This window comes from Flavobacterium anhuiense, assembly GCF_004151235.1.
GTDB classification, from domain to species: Bacteria; Bacteroidota; Bacteroidia; order Flavobacteriales; family Flavobacteriaceae; genus Flavobacterium; species Flavobacterium anhuiense_A.
Genome location: NZ_JUIV01000005.1, coordinates 1 through 13,273, shown reverse-complemented (window position 1 = coordinate 13,273; position 13,273 = coordinate 1). Strand labels below are relative to the sequence as shown.

Below are 13,273 nucleotides of genomic sequence, written 5' to 3'. Positions count from 1 at the left end.
TAATTCTGTCAATTAATTTTGTCTCGTATCTTCAGCACTATTATTTTTTATAGTTTTATCGGAATGAAACTCATGTCCATTTTCACTATTTGAAGTATCTTTTCCAGCAACAATATAATTTTTGTCCTTCTTGACATCTGAATTTAAATTACCTTCTATATTTTCATCATGATTACCGCCAACATAAAACATACTATTGCCAGTAACATTAGTATGTAGCATTCCGCCAACCATTGTAGATTTATCTACTGTAGCATTTTCAGAAATATTCATTCCCGCAGTAGTTGTAATACTCTCGGAAGCATTTATAATTAGATTTTTACAGTTAAGCGTTAGTGTTTCAGGTACAGTGATTGTTGTGCTTTTAGTTTCCTCATTTAAATGAATTTCATTCCCACTCGGGTCAGAAAGCCAGATGCCCACTTTTTCAATAAACTTGAAAAGCTGTCCAAAACGGAGTTTCCAGCCTTTAATTCGGTTTTCGGTATCAAAGAAATCGGGCATTTCTTTTCCGTTATAATAGGTGCCAGAAACATACGGGCGTTCCGCATTGTTGGCTTCAAAACTTACTTGAACCTCTTCGCCAATTTCGGGTCTGAAATAAAGTCCTTTGTCTGAGCCTCCATAAGGTTGAACGACACGCATCCAATCGCTTTTAGTTGCCCAGCCATTCCAGAAGAATTCCACTTTTATGCGTCCCATTTTTTCGGGATCATTATTGTCAATTACTATTGCGGGCTGGCTTTCGGCAGAAGCAAATGCATTTACGTCTGTGTAGTGCGGTGCTGCAACATCGGCAGGAATTGCCTTAAATTTGCACGTATAATTTCCGTTTACTTCAGAGCAGTGAATAATTTCAACTGCTAGTAAATGGTGTTCTACGTTTTTATTTTCAATAGAAAAAGTCTGTCCCAAACCTATAGGCAAATAGGAGGTGCCACTGTAGAATATGCTGTTGGCATCGCGTCCTGCGGTCTGCATTTTCACCATTTCGTCAATCTCGTCCTTGTTTTGAGCATTGCTGGTATATGCGCCGTTTTCGAGTCCGGGTCTTACAATATAAGGCTGTTTAAAAACAGCTAGCGTGGCAAATCGGTCTCGGCTTCCTTCAGAGGTTTTTTCTGCGCCATTTTTTATACTAGAAGCGCTATTGTAGTCATAACTGCTGAACGAAGTTTTATGTGAAACCAAATTAGCTTCGATGCTAAAGTTATGCAGCGAAGATTCGTTTATAAGTTTTATTTCGGTGTTTTTAATTTGACCAAACTGCATACGCATTCCGTCAAAATAAAACCATTGGGCATAACGTGCAGAAAGGCGTTTAAGGAAATTAAAACTTGTTTCGTTGTATTGCGTTTTAAAACTGAATTCTTTTGTATAAGTAGGCACAATGGCTTCTCTCTGATAAAATTCTCCTGAATTTTCTTCTGCAAAAATCTCAAGTCCAATCTGTTGGAGGTTCTTCTCGCGAAAGATTCTGGATTTTGGCATATCATCAAGAGCAATGGTATGACTTGTTCCTGTTACATGTAATCCAGCAGGGCTTCCGTGCAGATCGATAGAACCTAATTTTGTAATTCTGCCTTTAGACATTAAGCGTATTCCGTTTACTTTGAAGGTGAAAATTACCTCGCTGCCAATGTAATTGCTAAAAGCTTTCTCCTGATCTTGTGGGGCAATAATAGGTTTTCCTGTGTATTGCCAAAAGAAAGAAAAATGGTGATGGGCTGCCATTTTTTGAGAAAGCTCAAGATTGTAATAGATAACATTTTGGGTAAAGCCTTCTATAGTGATATGTACTTGTTCTGTGAATTTTGACATTTTTTAGAAATTTAAATAAGGTATTGATTGGTTAAATTGAAATCTATTTTTTAAGAATTTGACATCGTCAAAAGCCAATTGTTTGGCAGTAAGTTCTATTGATAATAGCGTTTGAATTTGATCGTGCTGTTACATTTTCTTTGTTGATTTATAGTTTGCTAGGAAGCTCATTATGTTTGTTTTAGGTTAATTTGATGCAATAGTTTTGCGATCCTTTATTTTGATATAGAGGAGAATAATGGGATTTCTAAAATGTAGTTGGATTTACTGCTGGTATATGCGCAGTATTTTTAGTGCGGTATTATGGTAAATATAGACAGGGAGAAATAATAACAAAGACCTCTAAAAGACAAAAAAGTAATAGAATAGGGTATTTTGAGAAATCCTTATCATTAAACAACAAAAGCGATCCGTTTATGATCGCTTTTGTTATTCTAGTCTATTTTAAAAAACATAATTCAGAAATAACCAACACAAAGTTTTTCATTAGAAACTAAAAAGAAAAACGCAGCAACTTAGTATCTTAGCATCTCAGTACCTTAGAAACTAGAAAACATGACCATTCAGCAGTTAAAATATATTGTTGCCTTAGACGAAGAACGGCATTTTGCAAGAGCTGCCGAAGTTTGTATGGTAACGCAGCCCGGACTTACTATTCAGTTAAAAAATCTGGAAGAAGAAATCGGAATTAAGATTTTTGATCGAAATAAAGTGCCGTTGACACCAACCGTTTTAGGAATTGAAATTATTAATAAAGCCAAAAAGATACTTCGCGAAGTCGATGAAATTCGTGATTTTGTGATCAACGAAAAAAATCTGCTGGAAGGAGAGTTGAAACTTGGCATTATTTCCACTTTATCGCCTTACTTGATTCCGCTGTTTATTCAGGCCATGAAAGAAGTGGCGCCAAATGTGCATTTTATTATTAAAGAAGGCTATACGGGGCATTTAATGCGCGATTTGGAAACGGGTGCAATTGATGTTGCGATTATGGCTACGCCAACAGGAAATCCGAATTTAATCGAACATGTTGTTTTTAAAGAACCGTTTGTTGCTTATTTAAATCAGACGCATCCTATGGCGAATGATGAATTTTACGAAATGCAGCCCGGCGACAAAACCGAATTGTTATTACTGCATCACGAATATTGCTACAACGCCCAATTATTAGACATCTGCGGACTAAAAACATCAGATAAAATAAAGGAACAATTTACGTACGATATTAATTCGATCGAAACCTTAAAAAATCTAGTTCGAGCTCATTTAGGATTTGCAATTATCCCTAAACTTTCGACCTTAAATGAATCAGGCGCACTTTTTAAACCTTTCAAAGAACCTGTTCCAGTAAGAGAAATAAGTCTTGTAGTTTCCGATTCTTTCTCCAAGAAATTATTACTAGAGAAAATGAATGAAGCCATCTGGAATTGCCTTCCTGAGTCATTAAAAAAAGATTTCTCGTATAAGAAAATCCGCTGGAACGATTCGCCTTATTTTATTAAAGCGATTAGCAAGCTTTAAAAATTTTCAATAAAAAAATTCCAAATTCCAAGCTATACAGTAATTGGAATTTGGAATTTTTTATTTGGAATTTCGTCCTAATCAATTGGAATTTTTACGTCCAGTTTGTCATTTCGACCGAAGGGAGAAATCTCCACAAGTAGCTCCGTGTAGAATGTCGCCAATCTTTGTAGAGTTACTTGCGGAGATTTCTCCCTTCGGTCGAAATGACAAATATTATAGTTTTTGTCCTTCTGAGCGAAGTCGAAGAACACGCAAGTAGCTCCGTGTAGAATGTCGCCAATCTTTGTAGAGTTTCTTGCGAAGATTTCTCGTTCCTCGAAATGACAAACTGGGCGTTGTAAACTAGCGACTAATCATTCATAACTCATAATTCATAATTATTTACTCGCTTCAATAATCACATTCGCCACTTTCTCTGGCTGAGAAATAAATACCACGTGGCTACCTTTAATTTCAGTGATTTTTGTGTTAGAGCGTTTGTACATCGCGTACTGAATACTCGGAACAATACTTTTGTCTTCAGTCGCTACGATTCCGTAAGAAGGTTTAGTTCTCCAAGCGGCTTTAGTAATTGGTGTTAAAAAACCTTGCGCATGAAAAGCACCTTGCGAAGCATACATAAAATCGGCTTGTTCTTTGCTCAAATCTCCTGCAAAACCAGCGTGAAATTTAGCTTTGTCATAATACGCAATTCCTTTTTCGTCTGGAGGCAATACACCATTTTCAGGGGCTGGAGGAGCAGTTTGCAACCATTGAACAGAATTTTCGCCATTATCAGGCTGTAAAGCCGCTACGTAAACCAAAGCCGCTACTTTTGGGTGATTTCCAGCTTCTGTAATTACCGTTCCGCCCCAAGAATGTCCAACCAAAATTGTTGGTCCGTCTTGTTTGTCTAAAGCTAAATTTGTGGCTTTAACATCATCTTCCAAAGAACTCAACGGATTCTGAACGATGGTTACATTATAACCTTTTTTAGTCAAAACCTTGTATAAACCTTGCCATCCAGAGCCATCTGCAAAGGCACCGTGAACTAATACGACATTTTTAATTTTAGGAGTAGTTTGTGCGTTTACGTTTGTGAATGCTAAACTAAAAATTAGTACTGCGAATGCTAAAAAGCTTTTAAATATTGTTTTCATTTTTATAAATTTTTAGATTGTTGATTTTAGATTATTTGTTGAAATTCCGTTTCCTCACAGTTTTGTCATTCCGAGGAACGAGGAATCTCCGCGAGTAACTACGTCTGGAAATTCGCCAATCTTTGTGGAGCATCTTGTGGAGATTTCTCCTCCGTCGAAATGACAAGATTGTGGGTACTTGGAATTTGGAATTTTTGTATTGGGATTTATTTAAAGTAAAGTGATTGATAAAGTAATCTCAGTATTCAGCAATTTAGAAATTGGACAAATTTCTTTTGCTTTTTGTGCGGTTTGCTGAAACTCTTCTGCAGAAATTCCAGGTACTTTTCCAGTCAATTCTAACTGAATTAAAGTGATAGTTCCGTCCTCAAAAGTTACTTTAGCCGTTGTGTCTAAATCTTCTGGAACAAAACCCGCTTCAGATAATAAAAAGCTTAATTGCATAGTAAAACATCCAGAATGTGCCGCTGCGATTAATTCTTCAGGATTGGTTCCAACACCTTGCTCAAAACGAGTTTTGAATGATAATTGTGCATTATCTAAAGTGGTGCTTTGTGTACTGATGGTTCCTTTTCCTTCCATTCCTGTACCTTTCCAGTTTGCGTTTGCTCTTCTTGTAAATTTCATGATTTCTATTTTTTTAAGTTATTTTTTAAGATGTTCAAATCATTTCTTTGATTTTGATGAGACAAAGGTATAGGGAAGGTGTTTATTAATCAAATTAATAATTTTTAGTATTTATAAAAATAATTTATAAGTATTGGTTTGATTGAGGTTAGAACGCAAAAGACTTTAAATAATAATTTTTCGAAAACTTCCTTATGAAAATGAGTGCCCTAGCCCTGATAGGAGCGGCATCCTTTTTCTTGCTTCTTTAGCAAGGAAAAGATATAGCGGATAGCAGGAAACAGCTCCTAATTAATATCAATGCTTGACTTTATAATACTTATTTAGAAACAGATTTAAAATCTCAGTTAGAGAAAAGAACGAGCATTTAGGTGCTTATTTGGTTTCAAATTATAATGTGAAACAAAGTAAGTGGCTGATTTGTAGTTTTATTTATGCGGTGAATTTAATTTTATACGAAAGAATTTTATAAGACGATCGAGAAAATAAGTTTTCAATGAATAATCTAACTTTTAAATTTATGAGAAATGCTTTTCTAATATTTGGAGTTTGTTTGAGTGCAGTTTTGTTCTCCTGCAAAAAAGATAAAGATGTTGAGCAGTCAAGTTCTGAAACTGGAAAGTCTGAAACTGCCGACTCTACATTAATTGCCGATCGTGGCTGGCCTCGTGAAGCTGAAAACAACGGGACGAAATTGGTTTATTATCAGCCTCAGGTAGACGACTGGAAAGATTTTAAAGAACTTACAGCGCGAGTGGCTTTTTCGCTGACTCCAAAAGATGGAAAACAGGTTTTGGGCGTGGCTTCTTTGAAAGCTGAAACATTGGTAGACAAAGACAATCGAAGCGCTTTTATTAAAAATCTTCAAGTAACCGATATACGTTTTCCTGCTCTGGACAAAAAGAAAGTTCCTGAAATGGAAAAGCTGTTTAAAGAAACGCTGCCTCAGAGTGGAGATCCTATTTCGGTAGATCGCATTTTGGCTGATTTAAGTCATACTAAAAGTCCGCCAAAGGGAATTGCAGCTAAAAACGATCCTCCAACTATTTTTTACAGTACCAATCCGTCGATTTTGCTTATTGTGCAAGGCGAACCGGTTTTGGTGCCTGTCGAAAAAACAGATATTCAATATGTGGTGAATACCAATTGGGATTTGTTTTTTGATAAAACCACAAAGGATTATTATTTATTGGTGGAGAATATTTGGCTGACTTCGAAAAATTTAGCGGGCAAATGGACTAAAACAACCCAATTGCCTTCGGGTTTGAGCAATCTGCCTTCGGGACAGAATTTTGATGATGTTAAGAAAATGATTCCGCCGCCTTCATCTGGTGGAGCACCAGAGGTTTTCTACAGCAATAAACCTGCAGAATTGATTGCCATAAACGGAAGTCCGAAGTTTGTTAAAATCCCAGGAACTAAATTGTTATATATTGACAATACCGAGAATGATGTTTTTGCCGATGAAAACAAAGGCCAGTACTATGTATTGTTGTCTGGAAGATGGTTTAAGTCTAAAGAATTAACTGGACCATGGAGTTATGCTAGTAATAGTCTTCCTGCTGATTTTGCTAAAATTCCTAAGGATTCTCCGCGTGCGAATGTATTGTCCTCTGTGCCTGGAACGCAGGAAGCGAATGATGCGGTAATGTTATCGCAAGTTCCGACAACGGCTATTTTAAAGAAATCGGATGCTGAGGCAAAAGTAAAAGTATCGTATGATGGCGGAACGCCTCAGTTTAAACCTATTGACGGAACAAAAATGCAATATGCAAGCAATACGCAAGAGAAGATTATAAAAGTGGGTGATTTGTATTATTTGTGTTTTCAAGCGGTTTGGTTTATGTCAACAAGTCCTAACGGACCTTGGAAAACATGCGATTCTGTTCCGAAAGAAATTTATACGATTCCGCCAAGTTCGCCAGTATATAATGTTACGTACGTAACGCAAACCACAACCGATACAACGGTTGAAAGCAGTGCAACAGCGGGTTATTTAGGCGCTTTTATTATTGGTGCAACATTCGGCGCTATCTTAACTTATGGCACAGGATGGTATTATCCGCCTTATATGTATTACGGCGGACTGTATCCGATTTATCGTCCGTGGCCTTATGCGTATGGAGGAGGAGCGGTTTACAATCCGTGGACGGGAGGTTATGCCGCTGGAAGACGCGTTTATGGACCTTATGGAGCAGCTGGAACTTCGGCTTGGTATAATCCTGCAACAGGAAGATATGGTCGTTCTGCAAGCGTACAAGGCTGGTATGGCGGACGCACGGCTGCAAGCACTTATAATCCGTGGACGGGTAATTATGCGAGAACCAATCAAGGGCATAACGCGTATGCGCAATGGGGACATTCTGCAGCTACAAACGGAAATCAGTGGGCGCAGACGGGTCATATTACAACCCGACGCGGAACTGCAATTGGTTATGAAACTTCGAGCGGAAATAAAGGTGTAATTACACATAGAAGAGGCGGAGGAACTACGATTCATACCAATAATAATGTTTATGCTGGTCACGACGGTCACGTCTATAAAAGAGATGCCAACGGAAATTGGAGCCATTATAATAATGGAAACGGTGGCTGGACGCAGGCAGGAACTTTGGGTTCGTCTAAAAAAGGGGGTGAAGGAATTCAGAATAGAGCTAATCAAGGACTTGGCGCAAATGGCGCTGGCGAAAGGATTCAGCGAGATAATCAAGGACTTGGTGCCAATGGTGCAGGAGAAAGAATTCAGCGTGATAATCTGCCAAAAACTGGTCAAAATTTAGGAGGTGAAACCCGAATGGGAGACGGAATGCAACGTGATAATTTCCCTAAAGCAGATCAAACGCTTGGACAACCAAATAAACCGCTTGGTGAGGCAGGTCATCCTGATGTTACACGAGATCTAGACCGCTCAGCTTTTTCAAGAGATCGCGGCGAAATGCAAACTCGAAACTTTCAGAATATCCAAAGAAGTGGTGGCGGATTTAATGGCGGAGGCTTTGGCGGTGGTGGCTTTAGAGGCGGTGGAGGTTTTAGAGGAAGAAGATAAATAAGTGAAGGTTAATTAATTCAAAAAAAATCAGGAATGGCAGAAATGCTAAACCTGATTTTTTTTTGAAAATTTCAATTTTTGAAAACTCAAATTTCAAGACAAAGAATTGGAATTTGAAACTTTAATTTTTTTTCGGATTTTCCTTATATTTAACATTCAAAAATCAGATAAATGAATTCTAATAAACTTTTACTTGGTCTTTTGTTTGCGGTGCAAATAGTATTTGGGCAGACAAAATCGGATTCTATTTTAAAACAGCTTAGTAAACAGCATCAGTTTGCTAAAATGGACAGTTTTAATAGCAAAGAAAAGGGTAAAGATTATTATTTCTATAAGGGATTATATGCCAATGTGTGTAACAAGCCGAAGTTATCAAATCAGTATTTAGATAGTTTAAAAAACAATGAACTTATAAATACTTATGAATTTGCCAAGTTGAAAGATGATAACTACATCAAACTCTTTAGTTACAATTCGGCTTATATGGCTTCTAAAGTTTTAACGATGAAATTTCAGCAGCGTTTTACCAAAGAAGAACTTCAGGATGAAATAAATACGCAGCAAATTTGGAAGACGCTTAGAGGTACTAGACGACAATCTATAGATAAGTTTACTAAAATTACTGTTGCCGCTGTAAAAGACAAAGCGGGTTTGATTACAACGGAAGTTAAAGCAAAGGACACTGTCTCTCATTTTGTTTTTGATACTGGGGCAGGAATTAGCTGTATTACAGAAAGCATAGCGAAAAAAATGGGAGTTAAAATACTTCCAGACCATAATATTTCGGTGGAGAGTTTTACAGGACAGAAAAATAAAGTCCGTATTGGTGTTGCGTCGGAGATTAATTTAGGAGAATTGAAAATTCATAACGCAGTGTTTTTAGTATATCCAGATAAGGCTTTTACTTTTGCAGATGGAGCGTATGTGATTAACGGAATTATTGGTTTTCCGATAATAAAAGAGTTAGGAACAATTACTTTTGAAAAAGATAAATTGACGTTTTCTAAAGAATTAGAATCAAGTGCCAACGAAAAAAACTTGTTTGTAGACGAACTCAGAGCGATTGTAATGTTGAAGTATAAAAGCAAAACCCTGCCATTTAATTTTGACAGCGGTGCAAAAGTAAGTTTGTTTAATAAAGCGTTTTATGAAACATTCAAAACCGATCTTGATTCTATAGGTACTTTAGAAACGACAAAATCTTCCAGCGCTGGTGCAGAAGTTGTTTCGACTGAAGTTTTGGTTTTAAAAGATCAGCCAATATCACTCGGAAATAAAACAATTCAGCTTCCAAAAATGGAAATTGCTCCAAAGGATTATGGCGTTTATGGCGAAGTAAACTATGGGAATATCGGTCAGGATGTTCTCGGCCAATTTGAAAAAGTCGTGATTAGTTTTGATGGTAATTATTTGAAATTAGAGAATTAGAATTAGCCACAGAACAATTATATAAATCAGGATAGTAATAACATACTATACCTGATTTTTTATTTTAACCTTAAAGAGCGCTCAGATTTACACAATGTTCATAAAGCTTCGGTTAATATAGGTTATCAAATCCTTTTTAATCCTTTTAATCAGTGGCAAAAAGAAATAAAGGCAAAGCTTTGCGTTCTTTGTGCTTTTACAAAGTCCTATAATTAAAAATCCTTGCGCCCTTTGCGGTAAAAATCCCTCTCATTTTACATCTCACAATTCACAACTTACAGCCTGTCCATTTCACCCTGAAGTTTGTCCGTTTCACCTATTTTCTGATTTCGTACGAAGGGTTATCGAAATACTTTTGACGAAGAAATTAACAGAAAAACAAATAATTTAAATCAGAAGTTATGGAAACGAAAAAACAAAAAACATGGGTTATAATCGCAATTATTGTTTTAGGAATCATTGCCTTTTTAGTTCCGAATCAGATTACAGCACAAGGAGTAAAACGCATCGATTTGCAAAAACATGATCTTAGCACTCCAGGAAAAGAAATGGTACAAGCAAGAATCGATTTTGACGGACATTCTGCATTTGGAAAACATTCTCACCCAGGCGAAGAAGTCATTTACGTTGTTGAAGGTTCACTAGAATATCAAATTGAAGGTGAAAAACCAGTGACACTAAAAGCAGGAGAAGTGCTTTTTATTCCGGCAGGAGTAGTTCATTCTGCTAAAAACAATACAAATGCCAAAGCATCAGAACTAGCAACTTATATCGTAGAAAAAGGGAAACCTATTTTGACGATGAAGAAATAGTTTCAAGTTGAAATGCTGGTAGTTTTTTAACGCAAAGTGCGCAAGGGATTTTCGCAAAGGACGCGAAGTTCTGTTTAAGGAGAATGTCAGTAGACATTAAGCTCGCAAAGTTTTGTGTTGAAATTTTAGCCACAGATTAAATTGATTTTCACAGATTTTAATCATTTTAATCCTTTAATCTGTGGCAAAAAAAGTAAAGTTTAGAAGATAAATCTTTGTGAACTTAAAAAAAACTTAGTTTCAACTCAAAAATCTTTGTGCTCTTTGCGAAAAACCTCTGCGCACTTTGCGATGCAAAAACAAAGCTTGTCCATTTCACCCGCAACTTTGTCCACTTCACCTTTTTTTACCTTTTAAAACAAGCATTGTCAAGATACCTTTGACGAAGAAATTAACTGATAATCAACTAATCAAATAATAAAAATTATGAAAACACTATCAAATATTCTAATCGCTATTCTTTTTATGAATGCAGCTTTCACTCAAGCACAGACTTCACAGAAAAAAATAATTGAAGTAAATAGTTCTTTAGGAACTTTAAAACAAATCAACGCCGGATTATTAAACGTGGGCTATACTGAAGCAGGTCCGTCAAACGGAACGCCAGTAATCTTGCTTCACGGCTGGCCGTACGATATTCATAGTTATAACGAAGTTGTTCCGATTTTAGTAGCAAAAGGATATCACGTTTTCACACCTTATTTGCGTGGATTCGGAACAACGACTTTCCTCTCAAAAGACACTTTTAGAAACGGTCAGCAAGCGGCTTTGGCTAGTGATATTATCGCTTTCATGGATGCATTGAAAATAGATAAAGCTGTAATTGGCGGTTTCGATTGGGGAGCTAGAACAGCAGTTGTAGTATCGGCACTTTGGCCAGAACGCGTAAAAGGTTTGGTTTCTGTAAGTGGTTATTTGGTGGTGAATTTAGAAGCAAATTTAAAACCGCTTCCTCCGACAGCTGAGTTAGGATGGTGGTATCAATATTATTTCGCAACCGAAAGAGGAAAACAAGGTTACACGCAAAACACGTACGATTTTAATAAACTAATCTGGAAAATCGCTTCTCCATTATGGAACTTCGACAAAGCAACTTACGATCAAACAGCTCAGTCTTTTGATAATCCAGATCACGTAGCAATTGTGATTCATAATTACAGATGGAGACAGTCTCTTGAGGCGGGAGAAGCAAAATACGATAATCTAGAAAAGCGTTTGGCGGCAAAACCAGAAATTAAAGTTCCGACTATTACAATAGGAAGTGATTTTGATGGCGCTTTCGCGGATGGAAAAGCGTACGCAAACAAATTCACAGGAAAATACGAACACAGAATTTTAAAAGGAATCGGACACAACGTTCCGCAAGAAGATCCAAAGGCGTTTGCACAAGCGATAATTGATGTTTCTAAATAAATTCCAATTTTTTAAAATTCCAAATTCCAAATTCCAAATTGAATTGCAATACCAATAAACATATCACATTTTATAAATAACATTTCACACAAAAAATCATGAGCACAAAAATTTTATACACAGGAAAAACACACACAACAGGCGGTAGAGAAGGAGCTTCTCAAAGTTCAGATGAACAATTGAATATCAAATTAAGCGCACCGGGATCTTCGCGTCCGGGAACAAATCCAGAGCAATTATTTGCAGCGGGATGGTCGGCTTGTTTTATTGGAGCACTTGGAATTGCGGCTTCTAAACTGGGAGTTAGACTTCCAGCTGAAACTGCGGTAGACGCTGAGGTTGATTTATGTGTAACCGAAGGCGAATATTCTCTTCAGGCAAGATTAAACATTAGCCTTCCAGGAATTGATATCCAAACAGCAGAAGCTTTGGCGGCTCAAGCGCATCAGACTTGTCCGTATTCTAAAGCAACTAGAGGAAATATAAACGTTGAGATTAATATTCTTTAAAAAGAGTTTTAAATTATAAATTATGAGTTATGAGTTGAAGCGAAAACTCCATTCTTAACAAACCTAACAGGTTTTTAAAACCTGTTAGGTTTAACAAATTAGAATTATGAAAAAGATAAAATTATTAAGTGGCTTTATAATGCTGTTTCTTCTGATTGGAAATAGCATATTCAGCCAAAACAATTCAAAAGGTTTTGCGCTTTTAGAATTATATACTTCAGAAGGCTGTTCGAGTTGTCCGCCGGCAGATGAATTGTTAGGGAAAATTCAGAACGAATACCGTGATAAAAACGTTTATGTATTGGCGTATCATGTCGATTATTGGGACAAACAAGGCTGGAAAGATATTTTCAGCAATGCCGATTTTACTAAAAGACAATATGATTACGCTCAATTTATGGGCAAAGAACCAATTTATACGCCTCAGGTAATCATTAACGGAAAAACAGATTTTATCGGTTCTCAAGAAACGAGTGTGCGAAACGGAATCAAATCGGCACTTTCAAAACCAGCTCTAGCTAGTTTAAATCTAGAGTCAAGTCAAAATGCTAATTCGCTTTCTGTAAATTATAATGTAGAAGGCACTTCAAAAAATAGCCGTTTATTGATTGCAATTGTTCAGAAAGAAGCTAAAAGCAACGTAAAAAGAGGCGAAAATGCGAATCGGGTTTTATCGCATTATCAAATTGTTCGTAATCTGCAATCTGTAGATTTAAACAAAACCAAAAAAGGAACAGCGGCAATTCATCTTCCAAAAAATTATAATGCACAAGATTTTGAAATTATTGGGTTTGTTCAAGATATGAATTCAGGTGCTATTTTGGGAGTTAAGAGAGCTTAGTTTTTTATTTCACGCAGATTGTTTTTAATCTCGCAAAGTCACGGAGGCGCAAAGTTTTTTATTCTCATTTTTTGTCATTTCTGTAAAGGTTAGATAATTCGGTAACAAAA

Annotated in this window: 10 protein-coding genes; 7 read left to right on the top strand and 3 right to left on the bottom strand. The window is 36.6% G+C overall.

Features of this window, described 5'->3' with window-relative positions; all coding sequences use genetic code 11:
• Nucleotides 1–12: 12 nt before the first annotated feature.
• A complete protein-coding gene (locus tag NU08_RS08700) occupies nt 13–1,821 on the bottom strand; it encodes a type VI secretion system Vgr family protein (protein ID WP_129746753.1) in 1,809 nt (602 codons plus the stop codon).
• Between the two features lie 555 nt (nt 1,822–2,376).
• Between NU08_RS08700 and NU08_RS08695 the strand changes: the two genes are divergently transcribed.
• Nucleotides 2,377–3,342: a hydrogen peroxide-inducible genes activator gene (locus tag NU08_RS08695; protein WP_129746752.1), complete on the top strand. Its 966-nt coding sequence runs from the start codon at nt 2,377–2,379 to the stop codon at nt 3,340–3,342.
• Between the two features lie 380 nt (nt 3,343–3,722).
• On the opposite strand, the gene NU08_RS08690 is transcribed toward NU08_RS08695, so the two are convergent.
• Both NU08_RS08690 and NU08_RS08685 read right to left on the bottom strand, forming a co-directional pair.
• Nucleotides 3,723–4,484 (bottom strand): alpha/beta hydrolase, encoded by a 762-nt coding sequence (locus NU08_RS08690; protein WP_129746751.1) that lies wholly within the window; start codon nt 4,482–4,484, stop codon nt 3,723–3,725.
• 210 nt (nt 4,485–4,694) lie between these two features.
• Nucleotides 4,695–5,111: an OsmC family protein gene (locus NU08_RS08685; protein WP_095929114.1), complete on the bottom strand. Its 417-nt coding sequence runs from the start codon at nt 5,109–5,111 to the stop codon at nt 4,695–4,697.
• 520 nt (nt 5,112–5,631) lie between these two features.
• Between NU08_RS08685 and NU08_RS08680 the strand changes: the two genes are divergently transcribed.
• The 6 genes from NU08_RS08680 to NU08_RS08655 all read left to right on the top strand — a co-directional run bounded on the left by NU08_RS08680 (nt 5,632) and on the right by NU08_RS08655 (nt 13,163).
• Complete coding sequence (locus NU08_RS08680; RefSeq protein WP_242502514.1) at nt 5,632–8,157, top strand: hypothetical protein; 2,526 nt, start codon at nt 5,632–5,634, stop codon at nt 8,155–8,157.
• A 174-nt stretch (nt 8,158–8,331) separates the two neighbouring features.
• Nucleotides 8,332–9,588 (top strand): retropepsin-like aspartic protease, encoded by a 1,257-nt coding sequence (locus NU08_RS08675; protein WP_129746749.1) that lies wholly within the window; start codon nt 8,332–8,334, stop codon nt 9,586–9,588.
• A 401-nt stretch (nt 9,589–9,989) separates the two neighbouring features.
• Nucleotides 9,990–10,400: a cupin domain-containing protein gene (locus NU08_RS08670; protein WP_129746748.1), complete on the top strand. Its 411-nt coding sequence runs from the start codon at nt 9,990–9,992 to the stop codon at nt 10,398–10,400.
• A gap of 426 nt (nt 10,401–10,826) precedes the next feature.
• The gene (locus NU08_RS08665; RefSeq protein WP_129746747.1) at nt 10,827–11,813 is read left to right on the top strand and encodes an alpha/beta fold hydrolase; all 987 of its coding nucleotides are present in this window, start codon (nt 10,827–10,829) and stop codon (nt 11,811–11,813) included.
• Between the two features lie 98 nt (nt 11,814–11,911).
• Nucleotides 11,912–12,322 carry an organic hydroperoxide resistance protein gene (locus tag NU08_RS08660; RefSeq protein ID WP_129746746.1) on the top strand — a complete coding sequence of 137 codons (411 nt, stop codon included), beginning with the start codon at nt 11,912–11,914 and terminating at the stop codon, nt 12,320–12,322.
• A gap of 106 nt (nt 12,323–12,428) precedes the next feature.
• Nucleotides 12,429–13,163, top strand: coding sequence for a DUF1223 domain-containing protein (locus NU08_RS08655; protein ID WP_129746745.1), 735 nt, complete (start codon nt 12,429–12,431; stop codon nt 13,161–13,163).
• Nucleotides 13,164–13,273 lie beyond the last annotated feature (110 nt).